This window comes from Peribacillus muralis, from assembly GCF_001439925.1.
Lineage (GTDB): Bacteria > Bacillota > Bacilli > Bacillales > DSM-1321 > Peribacillus > Peribacillus muralis.
This window is the reverse complement of the sequence record NZ_LMBV01000004.1, coordinates 357,278-383,794: the sequence shown is the minus strand read 5'-3', so window position 1 is coordinate 383,794 and position 26,517 is coordinate 357,278. Positions and strand designations below refer to the sequence as shown.

Genomic DNA, 26,517 nt, shown 5'->3' with positions numbered 1-26,517 from the left:
TATATTCACTTCACGTTGTAAGTTCCCCCTAAAACGTCAATAGCCCTTCCACTATCAAAATATATGAATTAGCCCTAACACCATATTTTGAGTTCTTTAAAATAATGTTACCACACAATTTCCATTTTATTCCTCTTTTCAAAGAGCTGTTTTCGCATACTTTGTTGCTATTCACAACTAGTAAAGTGGAGTGGTTGATTTCCCTTCCAATCCTCAGCTTTACAGAGGGCGGCCGGTGCTCCGGCATGAAAATATGGTGAAAGTCTTTTCGAGATTTTCCTATCACAAAAATTCCATTGACAATTAAAAAGTTATAATTTACCATAAAATTCTATAACTTACCATTAGTAAGGTTTTTTACCTATAAATTGGAAGGAGAGAGTTTTTGTGGATCAAGAAGTTACGAATTTCATTCAAAGTTTAGATGAACCATGGCAGTTACAATTATGCAATGATCTTCGAGAATCCATACATCATGCGATTCCTGAAGTACAAGAAAGAATGCAGTACAAAAAACCGCATTTTTTAAAAAATGGTAAATATGCTGCTGTAATATCAACATCCAAGAAGGTTGTTAGCTTTACAATATTTAATACGACAGACCTTGAAATCCCCCCAAGTTTTGATGGTCCTTCAGAAAGAAAAACATTAAAGATACTTAAAGATGAGAAACCTGATTACGATCAGCTTATCTCCTTGGTTCAGCTTTCTTCATTAAATTTATGAAAAAAAGAGGAGAGGATACTTTGAAGAATTCCATTTCTAAAAGTCGTCTTTGGACGGCGAGAGTAATGAGTAGTATTGTTATACTTTTTATGTTGTTTGATGGTATCACGAAGATGCTTAAACTAAAAGTAATGGTAGATGGAACGGTGGAAATGGGATTTGCTGAACATCATGTGATAATCATAGGTGCGTTAGGACTTGTTTCAGCAATCCTATACGCGCTGCCACAAACATCCATACTTGGTGCCATTCTTTTAACAGGTTTTTTTGGTGGGGTAATCGCTTCTCATATTCGTTTAGATAATCCTCTGATTTCACATACCTTATTTCCTGTTTATTTTGCAGTATTAACTTGGGGAGGTATTTATCTTAGAGATGAAAGGTTACAGACTATCTTTCCTATCAAGCGAAATAGGCCGACCATTGATAGAAATGACTCCAACGATATGAATATGAGTTGAAGTAGTTATATTTTTATATTTGGAATTAGCAATAAAACTTATGAAGATCTCCTTACTTCAAGTAAATGAAATGTGGAATGAGGAAAGTACGGTCTAATTTTTAAAATTAAAAAACAGTAGGCAAACTCCATTTTAAACGAGTTTGTCCACTGTCTCAAGCAAACCTTAGTTCTCTTTTGGATGGGGAACATTGGCCCCATAAAAAATTTCATCCATTTCGGTTTGGAGCCTTGCAATGATTTCCTGCCGTTCCTCTGAATTTAGTTTTTCCTCCGTATACCCGAATAAGTAATTATTGATATCGAACCTTTTCAGCTTACATTTTGTATGGAATATATTTTCCTGGTATACATTCACATCAATCATGTCAAATAGTCCCTTCACTTCTTCAGGAATATAGTTTTGAATCGAATTGATATCATGGTCAATGAACAATTTCCGGCCGTCTTTATCTCTTGTAAACCCTCTTACCCGATAATCGATGGTGATGATGTCGGTGTCGAAGGAATGGATAAGATAATTAAGGGCTTTAAGAGGGGATATCTCACCACAGGTTGAAACATCGATATCAGCTCTGAAGGTGCTTATGCCTTCATTAGGATGAAATTCAGGGTATGTATGTACTGTAATGTGGCTTTTGTCCAGCTGCATGACGACATTATCAGGTAATGGACCAGGTGATTCCTCATAAGAACCAGTGGGCACCTCGACGACAGGTCCTTCTGAAACAAGAATGGTAACACTGGCTCCCTGAGGTACATAATCCTGCTTGGCCGTGTTTAATACATGCGCCCCGATTAAATCCGCCACGTTATGTAAAATTTTCGAAAGCCTTTCTGCATTGTATTGCTCGTCGATATAATCCAGGTATGCTTCTCTCTCTTCCCGGGTTTTTGTATAGCAGATATCATACATATTAAAACTTAATGACTTCGTGAGATTATTGAAGCCGTGTAGTTCGATTCGTTGCTCTGGTGTCAGTTTCATGATCGATTCCCCTTATATATTTTTTTCCACTTCCCTTATAGTTACCCTTTTCCGTAAATATAAAACGGAACCAACCACTGCTTGAGTTGTACTGGATCGATGATCATGATGAACCACCCCGATTCCAAAGGGAAGGGACCCATGCATTAGCTGCACCGGTCCCTTTTTTCTGCTTTGTTTTATATCAAGCAGTATGAATCTTTTTCTTTTTTATCGGTGAAAGAGCTCGCTCGATCCACCCGAGCAATAGATCCGCAAGTATGGCCATCAATGCCGTCGGAATCGCACCTGCCAGTATGATTGCCGTCCCATTGGAAGCATTCGTTCCTCTGACGATGATATCGCCCAGGCCGCCTGCGCCAACGAAGGTACCGACTGCGGTGACCCCGATTGCAACGACAAGTGCTGTACGTAAACCAGCCATGATGACCGATAATGATAAAGGCAGCTCGACCATTCTTAGTAGCTGGAATTTGGTCATTCCCATTGCCTTGCCAGATTCTAAATAGGCATGGTCTATACTTGTAATTCCGACATATGTATTTCTTAGAATTGGAAGTAGCGAATACAAAAACAAAGACAAAATGACGGTATTTGAACCTAACCCCATAACCAGCATAAGCAGAGCAAGCATAGCCAGTGCTGGTGTAGTTTGTATCACATTCGTTATCGAAAATACCCATGTACTCAATTTCTTATGCTTAGCGATGAAAATCCCTATCGGGATGGCAACGATGGCGGCAAATAATACACCGTAAGCGGACATTAAAAAGTGACGATAAAACTCAGTAAGCACATACATCCAATTTTGCGAATAATACGTTACCAGCTGTTGTAAGGTTTCCATTCATTAGCACCTCCCGTTATTCAAAGTAGTGATGCGCTTTAAGGAATTCCGATGCCACGACCGATGGTTCCTTTAAGTTTCCATCCACTTCGTAGTTCAGCTCCTGCATCGTTTCCGTAGTAATTTCACCAATTAACTTGTTAAGCTCGTCTTCTATTGCCGGGTATCGCTTCAATAATGCTTCGGTAACCACAGGCGAACAGTCATAAGGAGGAAAATATTGTTTGTCATCTTCTAAAAGCTTCAAGTCATTAACCTTAATCCGGCCATCTGAAGAGTAGGCAAGGACAACATCCATCTGCCCACTTTTAACGGCATCGTATACGAGACCAATTTGCATTGGGTATGTTTCGCCGAATTCCAAGCCATATGTATCGACGAATCCTTTATATCCATCTCCCTTTCTCTTCAACCAAGCGCTATCGACACCCAATCTAAGTTCACCGGCATCCTTTTTTAAATCGGATATTTTCTCATAGCCGTTTTTCTCCGCCAATTCATTTGAAATCGTAAAGGCATATGTGTTATCGAATCCATAAGAATCGAAGAATTTAAATCCATATTGTTTCTTGAATTCCCTTTGTACAATTTTCAATGCTTTTTCTGGGTCTTTTTCTATTTTCTGTCCCAGAACACTTGTTAAGTCCGTACCTGTATATCGCGTTGCCGCTATATCGATATCACCTGTTTCCATCGCTTTTTGCTGAACGAAATTCGAGCCTAAGTTTTTAATGATTTTCGTATCGAGGTCCGTATTCCGCTCCAGCAATTGAGCAATCATGTTTGCGATGATTTCTGATTCGGTCAGACTTTGAGCACCGATCTTAACCGTAGTTTCTGACGATGACCCCAAACCAGGCAAGGAGCAGCCGCTGATGAATAATGTACAAGCTATCAGGGCGATTATCATTGAACTTCTTTTTTTATTATGCATGGTATTCCTCCTCAAGCAACTTCCTTCATACCCTTTAATCCTTTTGGAACGACTTTTCGTTCGATGATCGAGAACACATAATCGACGAGTATCGCCATGATAATGACTGGCACTGCACCAGCGATGATATATTCTGTTTGGTATAAATTCAAACCGATGAAAATGTAATCTCCAAGTCCTCCGCCTCCTATGAAGGAAGCCAATGTGGCCCAGCCAATTAAATAGACGGAAGCGGTGCGAATCCCCGCCATGATGACGGATAGTGCAAGCGGAAATTCAACGAGCTTAATTCGTTCCCAGCTGGTCATCCCGATGCCACGCCCGGATTCGAGCAAATTTTCATTTACTCCTTTAATGCCCGTGTATGTATTTCGGAGTATAGGTAAAACAGAATAGAAAAATAATGCAATAATGGCGGGTGTTTTCCCTACTCCGAGGAACGGAATGAAAAAGGCTAGCACTGCAAGACTCGGCAATGTCTGCATAATATTAGCAATCCCAATTATGAAGGAAGCGCTCCTTTTCATTCGAGTCAACATAATGCCAAGTGGGACGGCAACAATTATTCCAAGAAACACGGCGATCAAGGATATGTATAAATGTTCCCATGCCTTAAAAATCAATTCTTGCCAGTTCGTTTGTAAAAAATCGAACAAAGTTTCCATCTTATACACCTCCTAAAACATTTCAACCATTTCAGCTATTTGACTTTCTTCCTCCCCCCAGATGCTGTCATATACGATGTCGACTAATGTTGCCCTAGTGACAATTCCGACCAAATGGTTATGGTGGTCAACCACCGGCACGTATTTGAATCCCCGTTTCAATATCTTCTGAACGGAATCACGGATTAAAGAATCTTGATTCACCGAATAAACTTCTGTATTGATCACTTCACTGATGAATGTTGCTTTTTTACGGTATTCACTGATCGTTTCTATATCCACGTACCCCTTCAAGGCATTTTGCTCATCGACAACCAGTAAGGAATCCACCCTTTTCTCACGCATGATCTTGATGGCATCGGTAAGGGACTTATCCTCTGTGATGGAAATCGGATTACGACTCATGATTTGTAGCACTAACTCAAGATGCGGTCTTGTTTGAAGCAATCGGTCTTTACCGATGAATTCTTCGACGAATTCGTTCACTGGATTTCTGAGAATTTCATCCGGTGTCCCCACTTGAACGATTTCCCCAGCCTTCAAAATGACGATCCGATCCGCTAACTTAATCGCTTCATCCATATCATGAGTAACGAAAACAATGGTTTTGTTCAACGTCCGTTGAAGATGTTTAAATTCCTCCTGCAGGGCATCGCGGGTAATCGGGTCGAGTGCACCAAAAGGTTCATCCATTAAAATAAGCGGCGGATTGGATGCAAGTGCCCGTAGTACGCCAATTCTTTGCTGCTGACCGCCGCTCAATTCGTGTGGATACCTATCTAAATATTCAGGACCCATATCGACAAGCTGAAGCAATTCAAGCGCCCGTTCTTTTTTTTCCTCTTCCTTCCACTTAAGCAGTTTTGGAACGAGAGTGATATTTTCTAGAATCGTCATGTGAGGGAAAAGTCCGATTTGCTGAATAACGTATCCGATCTCCCTTCGTAACTGAACCGGATCTTTATCCATTATATTTTCCCCATTAATCAGGATCTGCCCTTCCGATGGTTCAATTAGACGGTTAATCATTTTCATGGTCGTCGTCTTACCACAGCCACTTGGACCAATGAAGCAGATGAACTCCCCTTTTTTTATGTCCAATGAAATATTATTTACAGCCTTTTTTCCTCCTTTGTAGATTTTCGATACTTTTTCGATTTTTAACATAACAAGCACCTCCATTTTTCGTACAATTACAAATTTTACAAAAATATTACCTTTTTATATGCACAGTCTGTTATACCCACAGAATAAAGGCTATAAACCTTTATATTAAATAAAACTAGTTCGTTGTAATTATATTGAAAAAATGGTATAAAAAAACCACCTTATTTTCATTAAGGCAGTTAATATATTTATATATTAAAAGATGGAAATTTTTATTGTTACGTATAGGTGTCCGGATCCAAGATGTACCTGCATGCACTTTTCAGATATTCGCTTTGACATCAAAGTTCTCCCATTCAAATGTTTACAGATACCCCTTAATTTATTTAAAATCTATTTAAGAGCATGTTGATAACTGCTTAAATGCTTTGCTTAGGATTTTATATCTTATATTCTGTCGAGGTTTTTGTTAAAATACAATTTTCCTTACTTTGACATGAAGTCGCTTCTTTTTTCATGAAATCCCCTTTGATTTGACTTAATGTAGTCTGCACTAACCACTAAAGAGGTAAATGATACCATTCACAGATGGTTATAAAAAAAGCCGAATTCCAAATGTGGAATTCAGCCGTATTGATGTATTGGGCAAAGAGGTTCTATTGATTGAATTATAACGTAGTCGGCCATTACACTATTTCTATATACCCTTCTGTTCCATGCACGCGAATTCGTTGCTTGTCTTTTATTAGTTTGGTAGCATTATCCACTCCAACAACAGCTGGTAAGCCATATTCACGTGCGATAACGGCTCCATGGGTCATCAGTCCACCAACTTCGGTAACTAGGCCTTTTATGGATACAAACAATGGTGTCCAGCTAGGGTCCGTAAAGGAGGTGACTAATATATCTCCATCTTCTATAACGGCATCTTCCATGTTTAAGATGACACGTGCTCGCCCTTCGATGACTCCGGAAGAAACAGGTAGACCTACAATAGCTTCGGCTGGGAGATTTTCTCGCTTGTACTCACCTACAATGATTTCACCATCAGACGTGATAACACGTGGCGGAGTTAGTTTTTCATATATTTTGTACTCGTCTTTTCGTTTGCTGATGATTTGGTAATCCAGTTTATTAGTGCGAACGGTTTCGTGAAGCTCTTCAAAACTGAGATAGTATATGTCTTCTTTTTCATGTATTACGCCTGCTTGTACGAGTTGTTCGGCTTCTTTCAGTAAAGCCTGCTTGTAAACGAAGTAGCGATTAACCATGCCGTATTTTGGATATTCCCTATACCCGCTGTAATTGCGGATTAGGTCGATCTTCCGTTTAGTTTCTTTGGCTTTTAGTTCACCATCCGGTAATTGCTTCAATCGATCCAATATCTCTTGTTCTTTTTTCAAAGCAACACGCCGCCCTTGCTCAAATTTCCGATTGCTAGCATTAGGCTCAAAGTTTTTGATGTTACCCAGAATCAATGGGATAAGTGTAATTGGTTTTTCGCTCCAACGTGTTTTTGTCAGATCGATTTCTCCAGCGCATCGCATTCCGTATTTGCTGAGATAGGCATAGATTGCCTCTTGCGTTTCCTGTCCGCCATCGAATTTAGCCAACTCATCCAAAAAGTTATCATCTTTTACATGTTGTAAATAATCAATTACTTCTGGATAAGGACGAATTACATCTGCGACATCCAATAGCTCCAGACCCATTTCCGAAGTAATATTGTGTGGTACAGATTGGGAAATGGTGTCAGCTGCGTTTTTTTCACCTAGCCACTCGTTCATATTTTCATTGATCCATGATGAAGCATCCATAGCTGCCATAAACACAGCTGTACTTTGTGGGTCAAATAAAATCTTCTTTAATATCTGGATATCTTCCATAATAAAATCAAAAACATCCGATCCTGATTTCGTTTGGATGTTTTGCTTTAACTCTTCTATCGATGTTTGACTCCTCATAATCAAATCAGAAACGATTGTCGGGTCGTTTTCGATTTGTGCCCTAGAATCCGTAGAAGACACACTTTTATTGCTTTTACCGGAACTCTGTTCTTGCTTTTCATTTGGTAAAGCTTCTAGGAAATCTCCTCGCTCTATTATGGTAATGAGTGCGTCTTTCGTAAGCGGATCATGTTGTCCCATGGCACCTAATAACATTTTTCTGCTGTCAGGTGAAGAAAGCATATGTGTGACATCAACAAACAGCCTTCCACCAGCTTTACGCATGGGGGCATTAGTCGTTAACAGGAAAAAAGACAATCCCAATGGTTTCATGGAATCGGTCATCATTTGTTGATGTCCGACAGAAACATAAACGTGATTTTCTTGATCATTCGCTTCAGGAATCGGATATAAAGTCGTGATTGGCCGACTCTGGAGAATAGAAAATGTATCATCACCCAAGCACCATTCGATATCTTGGGGGTAACCAAAATAAGCTTCGATCTGTCTTCCTATGCGTGCTAGTTGTAAAATTTGTTGGTCAGGAAGTGTTTGATTCTTTTGTTTATCGTGTTCGATCTGTTTTGTCTCTGTTCCGCCTTCTTCCAGTCCATGGATTGCCAATTTTTTGGTTGCTATCATCTTATCGACGATCTTATCATCACGTACTTTATAACAATCGGGTGATACTAAGCCAGATACCAGTGCTTCTCCAAGCCCAAAACTGGCATCGATTGATAGCAGTTTTCGGTTAGACGTGATCGGGTCAGCGGTAAATAAAATCCCTGAAGTTTGTGGGAATACCATCCTTTGCACGATAACGGATAAATATACCTGACTATGATCAAATCCATTTTGCATACGGTAAATTACCGCGCGATCCGTAAACAGGGACGCCCAGCATTTGCTGATATGCTGCAATATGGCATCAAGGCCGAGGATATTTAAATAAGTATCTTGTTGACCGGCAAAAGAGGCATGTGGTAAATCTTCAGCAGTCGCACTGGAACGCACGGCATAAGCATGTTTCTCGCCAAACTTGGAGAAATAGTGTGTAACTTCTTTCACTACATCGGAAGGAATTTCAACTTCCATAATGATTTTCCTAATCTTCCTGCTGATTTCTCCAATTTGATTTCGATTCTTTACTTTTAACTTTGTTAGTTGATCTAACAATCCGTAGAAGGCTTCGTTTTGTTCGAGGGCTTTTTGATAAGCTTCTGTTGTAACACAAAATCCTTCTGGTACTTGTATTCCTTGAATTCTTGATAATTTTCCTAAATTTAACCCTTTTCCGCCAACAAGCAAAAGCTGTGTGTTTTCTATTTCCTGAAAACCGAGAACCAAAGAACTCATTCTACATCTCTCCTAACCACTATGGTTCTATTGATTTTAGCAGTAGTACATGAGAATAAAAAGTCTATATTAACGATTTTTTACATGATATAATTAACTTAGGAAGAAATCAAAAAATGGCTTAACCTTATCATGAATTAAGCCAAAACCCCGGTTCAGCCCCCTTAAATAAGCGCATATGCCTTTTAGCCACAAGCTCCTAATAAACTAACCCTTCCGCTGGTATAAGTGCAATTCTTCATAATTTCCTTATATAGAATATCGATTGTGGACCAATGATATGGTGCACCCTTTATTATGATATTACATACAAAAGCGTATGGGGCAGTTCGGTATTCAGCCTAAAGCCGTTGTTTCAACAAGTATGCAAGCCTATCTTGCCCACCCTCCTATCTTTGTTTGCTTTTCTGTTCCTTTTCAAAGCAGACAAAGATAGGTTTATAAGGGTTTAATATTATAAAAAATAAAAAGCCGCAGAAATAAAGAAACCTGTTATAAACATGATTACCAAACCATAGCCCATGATATCCTTCGCTTTCAACCCTGCAATTGCTAAAGCGGGCAATGCATAAAATGGTTGAATCATATTCGTCCATGCATCTCCCCATGCTACAGCCATCGCTGTTTTTGGTAAAGAAACTCCCAGATTTTGCGCAGCCTCCAGCATGACAGGTCCCTGGACAGCCCATTGACCTCCGCCTGAAGGGACGAAGAAGTTCACGAGACCAGCACTCCACAGGGTGAACATGAGAAAGGTATCCTCATTTGATATCGAGATAAACGCATTGGATAATATCCCGGCTAAACCTGAAGCTGTTACAATCCCCATTAGTCCAGCGTAAAATGGAAACTGAATAATAATTCCGCTTGCACTTTTCACTGAACTAGTAACTGCTCCCAAAAATTGTTTAGGTGTTTTGTGCAGGATGATTCCGATAAAGAGGAAAAGAAAATTAACAATATTAAGATTAATGGATAACCCGTTCGAAGCGATATAAAAACCTAAAAAAGAAAGACCTAATATACCAATGAACAAGGACAATATCTTACTGTTTTCCAAACGGTCGGCAGGTGTCATTTCGATGTGCTCCACTGTACCCGCTTGGATATCTTCCGCATCCTCCAATAATTTGCGATCAATGAAAAAAGCTTGTTCCTTTGGGGGCATCATATATCGGTTGATAATTGGAACTAATATTATTAGTCCGATAACAATGGTTGCGTTAAATGTTGAAAAAAGAGTTTCACTTGTAGGAACAACACCTATAAGCTTTTCCGTAAAGTGGCCAGGCGTGGCGATGGTTAAAGCGATGGATGAAGAAAGCCCTCCGCTCCAAATAATAAATCCACTATAGGCACTAGCAATTAACAATCGATAATCGACTCCATCTATCTTTTTAGCAATTTCTTTTGCAAATAACGCTCCAATAATTAGACCAAACCCCCAGTTGATCCAGCATGCAATTAGAGCTACAAAGGTAACAAGGATAATTGACTGTCCGGGCGATTTTGGTACACTGGCTAAGTTTCCCAATAATTTCTTAAAAAACGGACTACTCGCCATTACATGTCCTGTTACGACTATAAGAACCATTTGCATTGAGAATTCTAAAAGGTTCCAGAAACCACCTCCCCAATATTCAAGAATTTGAACTGGTGTGCTGTCTGTCATAACCATCGCAAGTCCTATAACAAAAAAAGTAAGCACAATTACAAGTAAAAAAGGATCCGGCATATACCTTTGCATCAGTCTGTTTGAAAATGAAATCATTGCCTTCAATACATTTACCCCCTTATGTTTTCGCTAAGTTCTTCATTCCTATTAAACTGCCATTACTATTTTTGTAGCTCTTCAGTTGTAAGTTCCGAAAAAACGTTTGATTTGATTATGTAACCTTAATATAAAGATGCTATGATAATTTATTTCCCCCTTTTAAAAAACTGAATTATCCATTAATTAGAAGTTTACTACCTAGGTTTCTATAAGTAAAATAGATAAAAACCATTTAATAAAATATGAATAGAAAGGACTGTGCAAAAATATATCATCAGCTCTTTGCTTCATTTGGCTCTTTGTTCTTTCTCTATTTTTGTTGTTTAATTACTGGATATGTTTAGTGATGTTCAGATTGGTATCGAACTTCTTCTTTAAGCTACTCTCATAATTTCTCTACAATTCCATATAGATAGAAAAGCCCAAGGATAATCCTTGGGCTTTCACGATTACATTACGAATCATTTGGTTAATGAAGTACAAATTAATATCGACAGCATGGGTTTTACTCGTGAATTAGGGTTGCTCCCATTTGTTAGGGCACTTGAGAGTGTGATAGGCGTCCGCCTTTTTATAGTTTCCTAAGGTATCCACTTAAATCTTTCTCATCCTTGGAATGTGTATTCCATTTCAAAAAATCCACTTCACAAGATTCTATTCTTTTAATACGTAACATTTAACACAGGTGCAAAAACGGCATCTTCGCCACCGAAAATTTCGAGAACATCAGCTGAAAAATCAGCTGCTGTGGAGCTCTTAAGCCGGATTTGTGTTTTCCCGTTTTTATTAATGTGTACGAAAGCGCTTGAAGGTAAATCCACCTCAGCGTAAATGTTATCTCCTGAAGGAATGGATAATGATGCAATAGCCGCCGCTGATGCTGTAGCATTGTAATCACCTTGTTCCAAACTGCTGCTAGTTCCAAAAACACCCTTTTTAATGTCAACATTCATACCGCCGACTGTTCCTGATAAGGATTTACGATAAACTCTTAATTTTACACTGGTTATCATCGCTGTATCCGGAATTGAGCTTAAGTCAAAAGACAAGATCGTACGATACGTATCTGTATTGGACATTCCTTTATCGCCAATCTTATGAACAGTTGTACTTAAACTATCAGCGAGTAAACTCCCTACGAATCCATCTTCTGAAGCTATGGAACTAAAGGAAGCGGACTGGTTTGAATTAATCGTGTACACTTCCGTTCTAATACTTTCCTGGTTACCGGCTGAGTCTTTGCTAAAGAACTTTAATGTTTTGTCGGAACTGATTGTAATTGGACCTGTATAATTGTTGGAACTAGTAGTAGGTGTACTACCGTCAGTTGTATAATAAGTTGTTGCTGTTTCGCTTGCCGATAGGGATACGCTAACAGAATTGGTGTACGTTCCTCCAGCCGGTGAAGCTGTGGTTACTGGTGGACTAGTATCCGCACCTGTATTGATCTCATACACTTCCGTTCTAATACTTTCTCGGTTACCGGCTGAGTCTTTGCTAAAGAACTTTAGTGTTTTGTCGGAACTGATTGTAATTGGACCTGTATAACTATTGGAACTTGTAGTGGGTGTACTTCCGTCAGTTGTATAATAAGTTGTTGCTGTTTCGTTTGCTGATAGAGATACGTTAACAGAATTGGTGTACGTTCCTCCGGCTGGTGAAGCTGTTGTTACTGGCGGAACTGTATCTGCACTGTTTTTAGGATGATTTTTAAAGAAATCCCAACTGATTTGGGTAGCATTTGGTCCGTTAGGATCAGTATATGAACCTGCAGTGCTTCCACCAGACCAAGCATGTCCCATGCCGTCCACCATATATTTCTCCATTACTGTTGAACCGGCAGTATCTTTGTAAATATATTGCTTATAAGTTCGACCGCCTGGCACTGTTCCTGAAATGGTTTGCTCTGCAGTATCATCAATGTTATTATTATCGGTTCCATCGGATGCCTTATCATTCGTTTGGGCCCATTGTGAGATTACTTGATTTGCATTTACTTGATTTACGGTAGAGTCAGCAGTACCGTGAAAAACGACAACTGGCACTACTCTTTTAAAGGCTCCCATGGCATTGTAAGCAGCATCTCCTTGCAGACCCGGATTCGGTCCGCCATTGCTCATCGCGGTGTATGCGTTTGATACGCTTGTAGCTGCCTTATACTCTAAACCAGCTCCGACACTAACAGCAGCAAAAACATCTGGATAAGTTGCCCCCATAATAACAGCCATAGCTGCCCCGGCAGATAACCCTCCAGTGAAGACACGATTGTCATCAATGGTATAATTTTGTTTTATTTGATTCACTATGCCTGCTATTAAACTCGGTTCCCCGCTACCTCGGGTTTGGTGAGCCGGATCGAACCAGTTCCAGCATTTATTTGAGTTGGCAGAAGAAGGTTGTTCAGGATATGCGACAATAAACTTTTCTGACTCTGCAAGGTCATTCATTTTCGTTCCAGCAGCAAATTGATTAGGATCTTGTGTACATCCGTGCAACATGACCACTAGAGGTACATCCGTGCCTGATTGATATCCGCTTGGTACATAAACCTTATAGTTTCTTCCATTAAATGTTTTTGAGATAAAACTGCCTGCAGCCGAAGACATTGTTGGTACTATTGACATAAAGATCGTAAAAACCAATCCGATAATGAACCAATTTTTCAGTTTCTTCATAACAGTATTCCTCCCAAAGTTAATATCCTTCCCAAAGCTCCCTGGCTTAAAACAAAATAGGAAGCGTTTTCAATAATTCTCTTCATCATTCTTAGAGATTTAAATATAGTGGTACGGTTATTTATTCTCCGCTGAATTAGGTTCTTCTTCTTTACCAGTCTTAATATTGAACACTTTTGTATGATCCTGCGGTGTTGGAATTGATTTGCTGGTTGGTGCTTTTTCATGGTTTTCTACCCAGTCCACGAGCAAGTCAAAAGCTTGATGAGCATATGGAAGTAAAGGCTGCAACTCCTTATTTGGATCCGTTGCATTGTTCCACACCAAGCTGTCGACATGATTTCCTTTTTCAACGGTATAAAGTCGGTGTAATTTGCCTTTTCCCGCTTGTTTTACTAATTTATTATATCCCTCGGCATGGATGGTCGGAAAGATTAACGAATCCCAAGACCCCGCTAAACTGATTAACGGCACATCAATATCGCCGGTATTTTCTATAGCCTTAACATTGCGTTTAACATTGTTCGGCCGTGAACTATACGTATAATCTTTAAAGATGGAGTCGTATGTACGATCACGAATACCGTCTTGGTAGTTCAAATAATTTCTCCAATCGATTCTGTTTGGTGCGAATGGATCGAGTTCATCCCGATAAATGTTTAATGTGAGGAACCAGTAAACCTGGTCATGGTAACTCCAAAGTTTTTCAGAACCTCTCGGCAAGCCAGTTTTATATAATTCTTTCATCGCTTTCCGCTTTTCTTTACCTGTACTGTAAATAGCTTTCTCTGCATGATTGACAACCGAGGTTAATGAGCTAATTAGATTCGGTTCATTGGCTCTCCATAACACGCCTTCCCAATCGACTCCGCCATCAAACAAGGATGGTTCTCCAGTCTCATCTGGTCCATCGTGTTCAAGTGCATAACGAACGACATATCCGCCATTTGAGATTCCGATTGCATAGGTAGGCACTTTATGATTGGCGTTAATCAATTTACTTGCTGGATTTTTCTTATCCTTTACTTGAATAAGCTGATCGGGATAATTTTCAATCAAATATTTTTGCGCTGATTTGGTCAATTGTCTAAAGCGTTGATGCCACTCAGAAATACTGTCATCTCTATCAACTAACGCGTTCTTTGCTTTTGCCAGTGTATCATTAAGGTCAATTTCTCCTTGTGTCCCTTTATCAATAGCAGCAAAAGCATAGCCTTTAGCTAACACAAAATCGCTAAACAGCAGATCGGTAGCCGTTTCATTTCGAGTCGCTGGGATTCCGGATACAACCAATTTCCCATTCCAATTGTCTGGAACACGAATTAGAAATTTTGCATCTTCAAACGCCCCATTAACTTGTACACCCCTTACCGCTGCTGGATTGTACATGTTATACCAACCTGTTCCATCTTCCTTATTTCCCCAATTATAAGGAACTAATCCTACATTCCCAAAGACAGTCGCCGCTGCATATTGTTCCGGGTTTTTAGTCGTTAACCAGTCTCCGCTATTCCCATCAAAATTGGTCACTTTAACATCTTGTGCACCCGGGATGGCCGAAGAGTAGGCAGCGGCAGCTGAAGCACTTGTTTGCAAGAAGCACTGAGTAACAAACGGAAACATTAAAGCTGAAGCTGTAGCTATCGCCAACAGTTTGGGTTTAACCATAAAACCTCCTCCTATTCCATTAATCAATGAACAAGCTTTTTAAGGACCTTCTCCAGCACTTTCATTTCCTTCGTTTGTGAAGATGACTTCATCTTTCCTCTTTATAAATCGGAAACTTTAAAACTATTTAATATTGTAAGATGTACATTTGTCATAAAGACTTGTTTTTCCAATCTTCAACATTTCAGCGGCTAGCTTCTTATTCCCATTTGTTAAGCGCAATGCTTCAATAATAGCTTCTTTTTCTGCAGAAGCTATTATTTCTCTTAATGGTTGAATTGAAGTCTTTGTTATATGCGACATTACTTCAGGAGACTTAAGTTGAGTATAAGCAAGAGACGGACGAACATTGCCATCTTGAAGATATAGCGGCAAATGTGCCCCGCGAATTATTTTTCCATCCAAAACATTGACTGCTCTTTCTAATACATTTTCCAGTTCTCGTACGTTTCCCGGCCACGCATGATTTCGCAAGAGTTCAGCTGCTTCAACGGAAAGTTCAATTCCTTGGTTATTGAATTTTTCTTCAAGTTTTATCAAAAGCTTCAGTGCCACTAGAATAATATCTTCTTTGCGTTCTCTTAGAGGGGGGATTTCAATTTTCATCACATTGAGTCTATAGTATAGATCTTGGCGAAACTCCCCATCTTGGACCATTTTTTCCAGATTGCGGTGTGTCGCTGCGATGATGCGAACATCGACGGGAACTGGGGCCTGACCCCCAACTCGCTCAACCTCCTTTTCCTGCAGTACTCGAAGAAGCTTACTTTGCATGTGAATAGACATATCACCGATTTCATCAAGGAGAACTGTGCCATGTTGAGCTAATTCAAACTTCCCCTTTTTCCCTCCCCTTTTTGCTCCGGTAAACGCTCCTTCTTCATAACCAAATAACTCTGATTCTAATAAATTTTCCGGAATGGAGGCACAGTTCACACGGACAAAGGGAAAGTGCCCACGCGGGCTCATTTGATGGATAGCATGAGCAAACAATTCTTTCCCTGTGCCTGATTCTCCGGATAATAATATAGAAGATTGACTGCTGGAGACCCTTCTAGCCAGTCGTTTTGCTTCTGAAAATTCAGGGCTTTCTCCGACAAGATCCTCAAGACGATACTTACTTTTCAATTCTTTTTCAAACTTCGTCTTATAATATTTAAGTTCCTTCAGAAGCGGCTGAATTTTTCTTGAATAATTAAGCCATTCTTGAGGGTTCCGAAACATAACCGTTCCTACTGCTCCGACCAATTCATTATCGATATAAAGCGGATAGCGGTTGGCCACCATTTCGCTCCCCTTGATAGGTTGAACCACAGCAACTTCCGCTTGGCCGTTTTTTGCCACCATATGCATACGTGTATTTTCTATGACTTCTTGAACTGGTTTCCCTAAAGCCTCTTCCATAGTTGTTTCTAGAAACTCACAATATGCAGAGTTGATATACACGACAGTCCCTTTACAATCAACCACCACTACGCATTCTGCTGCTAAATTGATGATTTCTTCTAGCCATTTTTTTGGAAGAGTACTGATTCCTAATTTCATTGCCATCTCTCCTCGTTTTCTTCTCTTCACAATGCATAAAAGTATTTTCTCCAACGTCAAAATTAAATCTGGAGAAAAGCTCGTATGCTATTAATTATAATATTCTGGCCAATTGCATTGCGAGAATTAACGAAGAAAGTTGTGGAGCCTACCCATTGCTTTTCTGTTGTGCTTTATACCCTCCATCCTAGAGAAACGATCCGTTTAGCCCCCCTCTTTTTGAGAGCGTTTTCAAAATGTTTCAACCCTCCTAATGTTTTTTCATTAATGTTACTTGCAGTTTTCATGCCAATGTTACAATAGAATTTTTAATCTATGAATATTTGTGATTTATGAAGTAAAACCCCGTTTACCTTTATTATGAAAGATTCATGCAAAGATAACCTATTCCGGGATTAAGGAATTAACAAAGAAATAAATCTGCTTTAAATTCCGGAATCGCGGAAATTTCCGAGAGTTAGGAATCTATCAATATACTAGATGATTTGTATGGCCCTGAAGTCCCGAGAGAAATATCGTCTCATGAAGGAGTTAGTACAATTTCCGGGAGAATATCTTGTTTTCGTGCTTGGAAGATCATTTCGGGTAATTCTATATTAGAAATATTAAGTGGCATATATGTTGTGTTAGAAGTGAGTTATTAAAAAGATAAGGATTTGTCCTTGGAAGGTAGGGGAAGATTATATGTATCCGAAAAAATTTACTTTTTTTGCACTCTCGAATCCATAAAATTAAACGAAAGACAGTAAAACAATAACCTATATATTGTAGTTTTGGATTTTCAAAAGATAAAAGACTTCATTCTATAATTGGAATTTTCACATGAGGTGGAAACAAGGAGTTGTGTGATGCTTTAATAAAATGAATATGACAGGACTACCAAAATCGGAAGAAAGAATATCATCATTAAGCATGGAGGGGATTTTTTTTCCTATATTTAATCCTTCAGTGTGCAAACAAAAAAGCATGGAGTTGCATTTCGAATATTTAGCGATATATAGCTTAAAATACTAGTAACGTTCCTACTTCTCTGCGGCTCAGAAGCCGCATCAATTTATTTGTTTCATTTGAAGGATCCTTATGCAAATGTTTAAAACCTACTATTCATTAACCATTGTTACCATTCCTAAAGTTATCGTAATCAGTCTTAATGTAATGAAATACCTTAGCATTGCCATTATGGTCAGGATGAGTTATTTTTAATAAACCTTTATATCCTGCCAATACTTCTTTAACAGTTGCTTTTTTTGAAAGTCCTAATTTTTTATTATAATCATCTGTTCGAGCAGTTGGAACTGAATGGTTACGATCTGTTTGATTTTGCTTCGCTTTCATCAATTCATTTCGTAATTCAATATTCTCCGTTAATAAATCCTTCGCTTCATTTTGCAATTTGCTGTTCTCATTCCTTAGCATGACAACTTCCTTTTTATACATCTCTCTTTGCTGAATCAATTTTTTCTTTGAAGTCTCATGAAGCTCTTCCATTCCTTTTAAATGCGTATCTTGAGCTTGTATTTTTAATTTTAACCGTTGAATGATTTCGTCTTTATTTTGATCCGGAAGCTCATTTATAGACAGTTTGAAGGGTTTGTCATCAATTGAAGATTTAAAACTTTCCATATTTCGGCCGTCGTATTTTATTCTGCCCTCAACAAGCCAACGCCTGACCGTCTTTATACGATTGTTTTCTGAAATCCCTGCATCTTTCAACAAATCAAACGCTAGATCTGTGTCAGACACCGTAAATGCTTTTTCTCTATGCACGTTTCCTCCCTCATATTTAATCCGGCCTTCACGTAGCCAACGCCTGACAATTTGAATACTGTTACTTTCTGCTACACCTGCATCCTTTAAAAGGTCGAAAGCTTGATCTGTGTTCACATTTTTTCACCTTTCCTTTTTACTTTCCATGAAGTTATCTATTGTGATGCTGGGCAATCTATGGAAAACAAGTCCCTTCTAACTTAGTTTGGGTCGCGATATCGAGAAACTTCAAAACTGTTTTTTAAAACTATGCAAGTGCGCATATCTATTACATTTCCTCTAATGCGATGAATAATCACCTGCAGTTAATTCTATCCACATACTTGATAACCTTTTAAATAATAGCACAACTGCTTATCATACAAAGAACAAACAGATAAAGAATGGATGACAGATATCACAGGATGATAACGAAAGGGTTTCAACAACCAATATAAAGCCTCAAAAACCGTTAAGAATGGAGAACTGATAAGAATATTGACAAAGGGATCTATTGTATAAAAACCCCAATCTCTCAGTGCCCTGCCGTTCCATTCCGCTTTGCGTGTGGTATTTACTTAGACCGTGGCTTTCCACTGCAGGCGCTCCCTTTCCGCGGGCGGTTGGGGAGCCTCCTCGGAGCTTGCGCCTATGGGTCTCCCCTTAACCGCATTTCCCGCAGGAGTTTCGCACCTTCCGTTCCAATCCACTTTGCATCAAGATGAAGCTATCGCCTCAATTGCTCCCAGTGTTTTGTATTCAATCGGCTACAATAAGTGAAATAATATTAAGGACAAGTAGTCTAACGAAAATTTATAATCTACTATGACTATACATAAGCGTCGAACATTCACCAAAAATTCAAACTACAAATGGTACAACTATAACTAAATGGCAAGCCAAGCAAAATAATTATAAGAGAGTACCACCGGACTTTCACTTCACTAGATAAGAGCTTTAGTCAACAACGACTTAGATTCGTTTAAAGAAAGATTTAATTCAGCGAATTGAGCTTGAAATGATTTAATAAGAAAATCATTCCCAATTAAAGACTAACAAGAAAGGACAAACCCGATTAATATCGAATTTGTCTACAAATGTTTGGGTGTGTACCAGGCGCACTCGAGGTCCGTCCTCGACTTTATGCCTGCTGGAACTGTCCTAGAGGTGTCTTCTAAGCCAGATTCTCGCACCATGGACACCAATCAATTGGGATATAACTTTTAGCTTGTAAGACTTGAGGAATTGAAGTTTCTATCTAAACATGTTTCAATTTTGCGAGATCAAATTGAAATTATCTATTGATTAATGAATTTGTACCGGTAGCTTTCGAACGTTTCGCCCTAATACCTGAACCTCTGGCGAAGCAAAAGGAATTTCAAAAGTGGGAGCCCTTAACAATCATTCGAAGCTGCAAGCTTCTCGATATCATCAGAAGGATGAATGTGAAAGCCTGTAGTGGATGTTTGGGCCGCGATATACATAGCAGCGGCTACTTTTTTTGCTTCAATGGCACGATAGGGACGTAGTGGTCCTATGAAGATAAATTGGGCAATGGAACTCACTATACCTGAAATCTTCTCACCGACCCGGAATTCCTCTCGTTCGCCAAGAAGTAAGGAAGGACGAAATATATGGACCGATTTCAGAGCTAATTGTTGAAGTCCCCCTTCGACATCACCTTTTACACGACTGTAAAAAAAGGTTGATTTTGAATTGGCTCCCATAGCCGTTATGACAAGTAATTTCTCAACATTGCAGTTCTTAGCGATTTTCGCCGCTTTCATAACGTAGTCATAATCGACTTTACGAAACGCCTCTTTAGATTTTGCCTTCTTGATCGTTGTACCCAAGCATATAAAAACATCCGTGACGTTAAATAAATGCGCAAACGAAGTTAAACGTTCGAAATCTACGGTATGTACGGTGCAATTCGGTTCTTTGATTTCCACATGCCTTCTTGTCAGCAAGTGAATTTCTTCATATATATGGCTATTGCCTAATTCTTTAACGAGCTGGGTGCCGACCACTCCCGTTGCCCCCAAGACCATTGCCGTCTTTTTATTAATCATGATTTCCTTCTTTCTTTCATGAGCTGGTGAGAACAGCCAAGCCTATTCCTTTTATAGCATTATGATAAGTGATTGATTTGATTGAAGTCCTTTATGATCCAAGAATCGACCTCGAATCTTATCGTGCTCAAGCATGCATTGGATAAACGCATTTCATTGGATATAATTGATTGGTTGGACATCAATCGTAATATAAAATGAATGACGGCCCCATGTGCAACGAGAATTACTTTCCTTTCGGGATATTCCTCCTGGATTTCTTGAAGTCCCTTCATCAGCCTGCTCGTGAGTGACTGTTCACTTTCTTGGCCAGGATAGGCTTTATCTTTGAATGCCGCCTCCCTCTTTTCAGCTGTCAAACCCTCTGCGGCTCCAAAGTTCTTTTCAATGAATTCAATTTTTTCAATTACAGGAACATTGATGTTAAGAGCAATGATATCAGCCGTTTCCCTTGCCCTGATAAGGGGACTTGTAATGATTACATCCCAATTTTCTTTCATCAAAAATTCACCACATTGCCGTGCCTGTATTTTTCCAAGTCCATTTAAAGGGATATCGGTCTGCCCTTGCAGTTTTCCCTGTGCATTCCAATCAGTTTGGCCATGCCTCACTAAACAAATCGTCGTAATTGTCATCAAACCTTTCTATATTGGTTTACATTATTTTCTCTGTTCTTCCATGATGGAGTGTCCTTCGCTTTGCTCGAGATCTGACCATTTCCACCATTCATGTAATCGTATTCTGCCGTCATTCAATATTTCCGGTTTGGAGAAACAGCTGCCTCCTCTAATTTCCCCTTGTTCATTGATATGGTTGTAGCGGAATTGAAGAGTTCCATCTGGATTGACAAGTCCTATCAAAGTCCCTTTAATAATTTCGCCGCCTTGATAGCTTGCTGAAAGAATCGATCCTTCCTGTGAATAGTGAAAGGACGTACTGTCCGAAACTTCCCCGATTTCTGAATTGACTTTTGCTTTGAAAATCCGCCCATCATAATTAATCATGATCAATCCCCCCAATGAATGATTAAGGATAATGATACCAAATCTTCACAAAAAAGAGTATGTTGAAGTTCGTTTAATAAATAGGCTTTTTTTAATAGTATTGTTGTTTTTCAAGTACAAAATATGGGAACGTCCGTTTTGGACGTTCCCATTCTTATTCCTTTAAAGCACCTATAGAGAAATAACCGTAAAGCTAACGAAGCTTTTTAAAAGCTGCGCTTCGCAGGCCAAGCTCCTTGCATTTTACTTAGGAATACAATTTGTCCAATATGGTATGCGTCGTGCAACGCTAAACTCTTCAGTTCAAGCACTAATGAATTATCTTCTCCTGGGATCTGTCTATACAAATCTTCATGTTCAGATTTTGCTAGTATTTTTCCCAGTTCACGATGAACATGAAAGTATTCTTGTTTTGTTTCTTTCCAATTTTCTAACGTCTCAGTTGGGATTCGAAATGTAGCATCATTATCTTCTGCCTGTGGTTCATTCGCTGTTTCACCAAGAAATCGCATCAGAAATCTTTTTTCATAGAAAAGTAAATGACAAACTAATTCCCAAATGGAATTCATTGTCCCATCCGCTGGTTTCCAAAGTGCTTGTTCAAAAGTAACATCCTCTAGCACTTTTTCAAGTGGTGGAAACCATTCTTCTTTATCTAAGCAGTTTGCCCACTGTTGTAACAAAAGTGTCTTTACATCCATTTTCTATCCCCTCCAATTTAATCCCTATTATAGATCATACCTTTGGTCAGAATTCATTTGCGACGTGTTAGAGATTGCTCGCTAATTAATAAGATGTCATGCCAATTCTTTGTTCAATTAAACTGGCCGATAAAACGGTATAAGGAACGCTCCATTATTTGGAAAGTTCTGATAACAATAGTTTATCATAAGTTATGTTACCTGAGAAGAAACAAGTAAAATACATCAGTGAATACAGATTCTGTTTCTCTTTGTGCAGAACTCCTTCAATCGCTGCTGATGTATTTGATTTGGTTTGATTAAACCCACTACCGCCATTAAAACTCACTTGCTCTCAGTAATATCAGCCCATTCAGGAACGAGCGTTCGTTTTTAATCTAATAACAACACAATCTTTAACAAAGCCAAAAAATATAATTTGTTCGAATTCCCTCTCTATAAACATTCACACAAAATACATAATATTCCCATTGAATTCAGCTTATAAATTGTGGTTAGATTATGGAAGATGTTACATATGGGATGATGATCCCAAAAGCTCAAACATCGTAAAATAACTACAAGATATGGTGAGGTGCTGTTTTGAAAGAGATACTTCTAATACTACTATTGCAACTTATTTATGTACCGATTTACACGCTGCGAACCATTTTCTTAGTGAAAAATATCACCATCCTTGCCTCAATACTAGGCATTGCAGAAATGTTAGTATACGTTTTTGGTTTGTCTCTCGTATTTGGCGGTGACCAAAGCTTTCTTGCCATGGTTGTATATGCTGTCGGTTTTGGTATCGGTATTATTTTTGGAACGAAAATTGAGCAAAAACTCGCCATCGGCTATATAAATGTAACCGTAAATACCCAATCCAAAAATGCTGAGTTAGTCGATACACTAAGGAACAATGGATTCGGTGTCACCCTCTATACTGGTGAGGGCAGGGATAGCAACCGTTATCGAATGGAAATCTTGACGAAACGAAACCGTGAGCAAGAATTAATCGCAACCGTTGAAAAATTCGAACCGAAGGCTTTCATCATTTCATATGAACCGCGTTATTTCAAAGGCGGATTTTTATTGGATCGGTTAAAAAATAAGGCAAGCTAAAAAGCAAAAGGAGAAAGCCATCATCATAACAGACGGCTTTCCCCTTTTTATTTGGTTTTGGATTTTCTTATTTTGACTGCTTTCGTTGCCGGCTGTTTTTTAATCCACTTTATATATTTTTTTAAGGATTCATCATCTTTAAGCAATGCTATCGTATATAAGCGGATGGCTAGCTCCCTGTTTGAATACAGGGCGTGAATCTGTTTATGGCATGATTTACAAAGGGCTGCAGTTGGTAAATGACTGCCTCCCTCTTCTCTTGGTATTAAATGATGGACGGTCAATTCAATTCCATCCCTTTGACAAAGCTCACATGTACCTCTCATTTCCCACTACGTCCGTTAAGGCTTTACGGATTTCCCTTCCTCAACGATGTGAAACATCAAATGGGCAAGATGATGGATAGGCCCATATTCTTCATCATCACCTTCTTCATCTTCTTCACTATCATTCATGCCTTGCAAATAAAGGGCCATGAATTCATAAAAATCAGGTTTAGAAAAAGAATAACAATCACTTGGATCCTGATTATCTTCTGCATACTGTAAGACCAAATGAGATAAATCCCCCTCATCATCTTCAGCATCAAAAAAGACGAAATAGCCGATATTAGTATCTAAATCAAATAACCTGCGAAATCCACGGGACGTCGTTTTTTCAAATTCGGCGGCCGTCAGTTTTTGCACCTGCATGCTGTCTACATTATCTTCTTGATGGAAACTCACGATGAATGTCTTCATCATCCTACCTCCTACCTGTTTATCGGTAATCAATAGTATCCCCAATTAACCGAATTTATTCGAATGAAAGATTCGCTTCCAAGACGACGGGGCAATGATCGCTCCCCATGATATCACAGTGGATGTTGGCATCGATTAGAGAACTGGACAACCGCTTTGAAGCAATGAAATAATCGATTCTCCACCCGATATTTCGTTCTCTTACTTTGCTCATGTACGACCACCACGTATAGGCACCTTCCTGTAAAGGATAAAAGTGGCGAAACGTATCGATAAACCCTGCATCAAGCAACTCCGTCATCTTACCACGTTCTTCCGTTGTGAAACCAGAATTGCCGATGTTAGGTTTTGGGTTTTTCAAGTCGATTTCCTGATGCGCTACATTGAGATCGCCACAAAAGAAAACCGGCTTAATCATGTCGAGCTCCTTAAGATAGTCGATCATTGCTTCTTCCCATTCGAGACGATAATCTAGCCTAGTCAAATCCCTTTTGGCATTTGGTGAATAGACGTTCACGACATAAAAATTCTTGTATTCGAGGGTGATGATCCTCCCTTCTGGTTCCTCGGTCAAATCACCTACACCATATTTTATTGAAAGCGGCTTTTCCTTTGTGAATATGGCAGTGCCGGAATAACCTTTTTTCAATGCATAATTCCAATATTGATGGTACCCTTCAAGCTCAAGCGCGATTTGGCCTTCTTGAAGCTTCGTTTCTTGCAGACAGAAAATATCCGCATCCACATCTTTGAAGTAATCTAAAAATCCTTTCTTTACACAAGCCCTAATTCCATTTACATTCCAGGAAACCAATTTCATTTTCTCTTAAACTCCCCTTATTCCCGTTAATTTCGTTCCTTTCCACTATACTATTGATCCGTGTTTTTTCCCATTAGAGTACATTGGAGAACAACCTGGCAAATGATTCTTTTGACCGTTCAAGCATGCTTCGACTATTATATGTAATCGGGTCTAGTTTTTCACTATGCAGCATATCGTCCTTATAGTGAGAGATAAGATCATCGATGGAGCGGCTGCCCATAAGGAAGACATTGACTTCAAAATTAAGATGAAAACTCCTCATATCCATGTTTGCCGTCCCGATGGATGCGGTATCACCATCGACGATGATAAGTTTCTGATGTAAAAAACCTTTTTTATAGGAATATACCTCTACACCATATTGGAGCAGTTCGCCGAAATATGAGCGGCTGCCATATTGGGTTAAAAACCCATCATTTACTGCTGGAACCATTAGCCTAACTTGAATCCCTTTTACGGCAGCATGTTTGATCGCTGCTTTAATTGCTTGATTAGGCACGAAGTATGGACTAGCTATCCAAATTGATTCAGTAGCGCTAGTGATTAGCGCATAATAAAAATCACTCATGATTCCCTGCTGAGTATCCGGTCCGCTTGCCACCACCTGGACAGCTCCATCGCCTTTTTCACCTTCGCTTTTTAATTGCGGACGCTCTTGCAATACATCTTCGCCACTGACATATTCCCAATCCAAAAGAAACACGGTATGTAGCATATAGACCGCCTCCCCTTTAAGGACCATGTGAGTGTCCCTCCAGAATCCAATCTCTTTATTTCTTCCTAAATATTCCTCCCCGACGTTTAAGCCGCCCACAAAGCCAATCTCCCCATCAATGATGATGATTTTCCGGTGATTCCTGAAATTGAATTTTTGATTGAAGAAACCGTGTTTCAATGGAGAAAAAGGAAAGGCTTTTATTCCAGCATTTTTCATTCGTTTAATTTCATTATTAGAAAGTTTTAAACTGCCGGCTGCATCAAAAATGAATAATACCTCCACACCGGCTTCCGCTTTTTCTATGAGGATATCGATAATTTCCGTACCAAGCCTATCTGACCGAAAAATATAATATTCAATATGAATGAACTTTTCGGCTTTTTTTAACTGCTTTATAATTTCCGTAAATGTTTCATTTCCGTTTTTCAGAACTGCTGTTTTTGAAGCTGTACTTATTTTGGTCTCAGAAGCATTTTCGGCAAACGCCGCGAACGATTGCTGATGATTATTCAGGAACGATAAATCTGGCGATGATACATGTGATACGAGGTTCTTCCATTCTTCACGATCTCGTTTCCGTTTGCTTTGATACAAATAGCCTTTTAAATAAAGTTGACCTGAAAATAAATAAAACAGATATCCCAAAACCGGGAAAAACACGAGAACGTACATCCATAATAGGGTCTCGTGAGCAAATCTATTTTCGAGCATGAGGGAAATCATCGTTATGAACATGACAAAAATATATAATCCTCCAAAAAATAGCTTTAATTCAAAGCTAGCTTGTGTAAATAAGATCATATAAACCGCAGCTATTATAATAAATAAAAATACAATTTCCATTCTTCTTCTTTTCATCGTTTCATTCTCCTACACAGCAATATTTTATGTACATTTAAATATATACCCCTAATTGAT

General features: G+C 39.1%; 22 protein-coding genes. 3 read left to right on the top strand and 19 right to left on the bottom strand.

The window, feature by feature from the left end:
• Positions 1-387: 387 nt before the first annotated feature.
• Positions 388-726 (top strand): DUF1801 domain-containing protein, encoded by a 339-nt coding sequence (locus ASU00_RS08285; protein WP_057912963.1) that lies wholly within the window; start codon positions 388-390, stop codon positions 724-726.
• 20 nt (positions 727-746) lie between these two features.
• The gene (locus ASU00_RS08280) at positions 747-1,187 is read left to right on the top strand and encodes a DoxX family protein (protein WP_201786279.1); all 441 of its coding nucleotides are present in this window, start codon (positions 747-749) and stop codon (positions 1,185-1,187) included.
• A gap of 165 nt (positions 1,188-1,352) precedes the next feature.
• Here the strand turns inward: ASU00_RS08280 and speD are convergent, their stop codons facing one another.
• The 15 genes from speD to ASU00_RS08205 all read right to left on the bottom strand — a co-directional run bounded on the left by speD (position 1,353) and on the right by ASU00_RS08205 (position 22,214).
• Positions 1,353-2,174, bottom strand: coding sequence for an adenosylmethionine decarboxylase (speD, locus tag ASU00_RS08275; protein ID WP_057912961.1), 822 nt, complete (start codon positions 2,172-2,174; stop codon positions 1,353-1,355).
• A gap of 184 nt (positions 2,175-2,358) precedes the next feature.
• Positions 2,359-3,021 carry an ABC transporter permease gene (locus ASU00_RS08270; RefSeq protein WP_057912960.1) on the bottom strand — a complete coding sequence of 221 codons (663 nt, stop codon included), beginning with the start codon at positions 3,019-3,021 and terminating at the stop codon, positions 2,359-2,361.
• 16 nt (positions 3,022-3,037) lie between these two features.
• Positions 3,038-3,955, bottom strand: coding sequence for an osmoprotectant ABC transporter substrate-binding protein (locus tag ASU00_RS08265; protein ID WP_057912959.1), 918 nt, complete (start codon positions 3,953-3,955; stop codon positions 3,038-3,040).
• A gap of 11 nt (positions 3,956-3,966) precedes the next feature.
• A complete protein-coding gene (locus ASU00_RS08260) occupies positions 3,967-4,620 on the bottom strand; it encodes an ABC transporter permease (protein ID WP_057912958.1) in 654 nt (217 codons plus the stop codon).
• 12 nt (positions 4,621-4,632) lie between these two features.
• Positions 4,633-5,787, bottom strand: a complete 1,155-nt coding sequence (locus ASU00_RS08255) for a betaine/proline/choline family ABC transporter ATP-binding protein (protein WP_057912957.1) — start codon at positions 5,785-5,787, stop codon at positions 4,633-4,635.
• A gap of 626 nt (positions 5,788-6,413) precedes the next feature.
• On the bottom strand, positions 6,414-9,029 hold the full coding sequence (gene ppsA, locus ASU00_RS08250; protein ID WP_057912956.1) for a phosphoenolpyruvate synthase: 2,616 nt from the start codon (positions 9,027-9,029) through the stop codon (positions 6,414-6,416).
• Positions 9,030-9,483: 454 nt separating this feature from the next.
• On the bottom strand, positions 9,484-10,809 hold the full coding sequence (locus tag ASU00_RS08245) for a short-chain fatty acid transporter (RefSeq protein WP_057912955.1): 1,326 nt from the start codon (positions 10,807-10,809) through the stop codon (positions 9,484-9,486).
• A gap of 656 nt (positions 10,810-11,465) precedes the next feature.
• Complete coding sequence (locus ASU00_RS08240; RefSeq protein ID WP_236712656.1) at positions 11,466-13,478, bottom strand: extracellular catalytic domain type 1 short-chain-length polyhydroxyalkanoate depolymerase; 2,013 nt, start codon at positions 13,476-13,478, stop codon at positions 11,466-11,468.
• Positions 13,479-13,595: 117 nt separating this feature from the next.
• Entirely contained in the window at positions 13,596-15,146 is a 1,551-nt protein-coding gene (locus ASU00_RS08235) for an alpha/beta hydrolase (RefSeq protein ID WP_152983709.1), read from the bottom strand.
• Between the two features lie 123 nt (positions 15,147-15,269).
• On the bottom strand, positions 15,270-16,691 hold the full coding sequence (locus ASU00_RS08230; protein WP_057912954.1) for a sigma-54 interaction domain-containing protein: 1,422 nt from the start codon (positions 16,689-16,691) through the stop codon (positions 15,270-15,272).
• Between the two features lie 1,107 nt (positions 16,692-17,798).
• Positions 17,799-18,575, bottom strand: coding sequence for a hypothetical protein (locus ASU00_RS08225; protein WP_057912953.1), 777 nt, complete (start codon positions 18,573-18,575; stop codon positions 17,799-17,801).
• A gap of 1,256 nt (positions 18,576-19,831) precedes the next feature.
• Positions 19,832-20,509 (bottom strand): NAD(P)H-binding protein, encoded by a 678-nt coding sequence (locus ASU00_RS08220; RefSeq protein WP_057912952.1) that lies wholly within the window; start codon positions 20,507-20,509, stop codon positions 19,832-19,834.
• A 59-nt stretch (positions 20,510-20,568) separates the two neighbouring features.
• Entirely contained in the window at positions 20,569-21,144 is a 576-nt protein-coding gene (locus tag ASU00_RS08215; protein WP_330219526.1) for a histidine phosphatase family protein, read from the bottom strand.
• Between the two features lie 24 nt (positions 21,145-21,168).
• Positions 21,169-21,513: a hypothetical protein gene (locus ASU00_RS08210; protein WP_057912951.1), complete on the bottom strand. Its 345-nt coding sequence runs from the start codon at positions 21,511-21,513 to the stop codon at positions 21,169-21,171.
• Positions 21,514-21,719: 206 nt separating this feature from the next.
• Entirely contained in the window at positions 21,720-22,214 is a 495-nt protein-coding gene (locus ASU00_RS08205; protein ID WP_057912950.1) for a DinB family protein, read from the bottom strand.
• Positions 22,215-22,796: 582 nt separating this feature from the next.
• On the opposite strand from ASU00_RS08205, the gene ASU00_RS08200 reads away from it, so the two are divergent.
• Entirely contained in the window at positions 22,797-23,318 is a 522-nt protein-coding gene (locus tag ASU00_RS08200) for a DUF2179 domain-containing protein (RefSeq protein WP_057912949.1), read from the top strand.
• A gap of 47 nt (positions 23,319-23,365) precedes the next feature.
• Here the strand turns inward: ASU00_RS08200 and ASU00_RS08195 are convergent, their stop codons facing one another.
• From ASU00_RS08195 to cls, 4 genes are all read right to left on the bottom strand, one after another.
• Positions 23,366-23,644: an HNH endonuclease gene (locus ASU00_RS08195; RefSeq protein WP_057912948.1), complete on the bottom strand. Its 279-nt coding sequence runs from the start codon at positions 23,642-23,644 to the stop codon at positions 23,366-23,368.
• 15 nt (positions 23,645-23,659) lie between these two features.
• The gene (locus ASU00_RS08190) at positions 23,660-24,058 is read right to left on the bottom strand and encodes a hypothetical protein (RefSeq protein ID WP_057912947.1); all 399 of its coding nucleotides are present in this window, start codon (positions 24,056-24,058) and stop codon (positions 23,660-23,662) included.
• Between the two features lie 55 nt (positions 24,059-24,113).
• Positions 24,114-24,878, bottom strand: coding sequence for an exodeoxyribonuclease III (locus tag ASU00_RS08185; RefSeq protein WP_057912946.1), 765 nt, complete (start codon positions 24,876-24,878; stop codon positions 24,114-24,116).
• Between the two features lie 73 nt (positions 24,879-24,951).
• Complete coding sequence (gene cls, locus ASU00_RS08180; RefSeq protein WP_057912945.1) at positions 24,952-26,457, bottom strand: cardiolipin synthase; 1,506 nt, start codon at positions 26,455-26,457, stop codon at positions 24,952-24,954.
• Positions 26,458-26,517 lie beyond the last annotated feature (60 nt).

Bases quoted from the DNA above. Each gene is read 5' to 3' on its own strand.
- speD (WP_057912961.1), bottom strand. From the start codon at position 2,174: ATGAAACTGACACCAGAGCAACGAATCGAACTACACGGCTTCAATAAT.
- ASU00_RS08270 (WP_057912960.1), bottom strand. From the start codon at position 3,021: ATGGAAACCTTACAACAGCTGGTAACGTATTATTCGCAAAATTGGATG.
- ASU00_RS08265 (WP_057912959.1), bottom strand. From the start codon at position 3,955: ATGCATAATAAAAAAAGAAGTTCAATGATAATCGCCCTGATAGCTTGT.
- ASU00_RS08260 (WP_057912958.1), bottom strand. From the start codon at position 4,620: ATGGAAACTTTGTTCGATTTTTTACAAACGAACTGGCAAGAATTGATT.
- ASU00_RS08255 (WP_057912957.1), bottom strand. From the start codon at position 5,787: ATGTTAAAAATCGAAAAAGTATCGAAAATCTACAAAGGAGGAAAAAAG.
- ppsA (WP_057912956.1), bottom strand. From the start codon at position 9,029: ATGAGTTCTTTGGTTCTCGGTTTTCAGGAAATAGAAAACACACAGCTT.
- ASU00_RS08240 (WP_236712656.1), bottom strand. From the start codon at position 13,478: ATGAAGAAACTGAAAAATTGGTTCATTATCGGATTGGTTTTTACGATC.
- ASU00_RS08235 (WP_152983709.1), bottom strand. From the start codon at position 15,146: ATGGTTAAACCCAAACTGTTGGCGATAGCTACAGCTTCAGCTTTAATG.
- ASU00_RS08230 (WP_057912954.1), bottom strand. From the start codon at position 16,691: ATGAAATTAGGAATCAGTACTCTTCCAAAAAAATGGCTAGAAGAAATC.
- ASU00_RS08220 (WP_057912952.1), bottom strand. From the start codon at position 20,509: ATGATTAATAAAAAGACGGCAATGGTCTTGGGGGCAACGGGAGTGGTC.
- ASU00_RS08215 (WP_330219526.1), bottom strand. From the start codon at position 21,144: ATGACAATTACGACGATTTGTTTAGTGAGGCATGGCCAAACTGATTGG.
- ASU00_RS08210 (WP_057912951.1), bottom strand. From the start codon at position 21,513: ATGATTAATTATGATGGGCGGATTTTCAAAGCAAAAGTCAATTCAGAA.
- ASU00_RS08205 (WP_057912950.1), bottom strand. From the start codon at position 22,214: ATGGATGTAAAGACACTTTTGTTACAACAGTGGGCAAACTGCTTAGAT.
- ASU00_RS08195 (WP_057912948.1), bottom strand. From the start codon at position 23,644: ATGAGAGGTACATGTGAGCTTTGTCAAAGGGATGGAATTGAATTGACC.
- ASU00_RS08190 (WP_057912947.1), bottom strand. From the start codon at position 24,058: ATGAAGACATTCATCGTGAGTTTCCATCAAGAAGATAATGTAGACAGC.
- ASU00_RS08185 (WP_057912946.1), bottom strand. From the start codon at position 24,878: ATGAAATTGGTTTCCTGGAATGTAAATGGAATTAGGGCTTGTGTAAAG.
- cls (WP_057912945.1), bottom strand. From the start codon at position 26,457: ATGAAAAGAAGAAGAATGGAAATTGTATTTTTATTTATTATAATAGCT.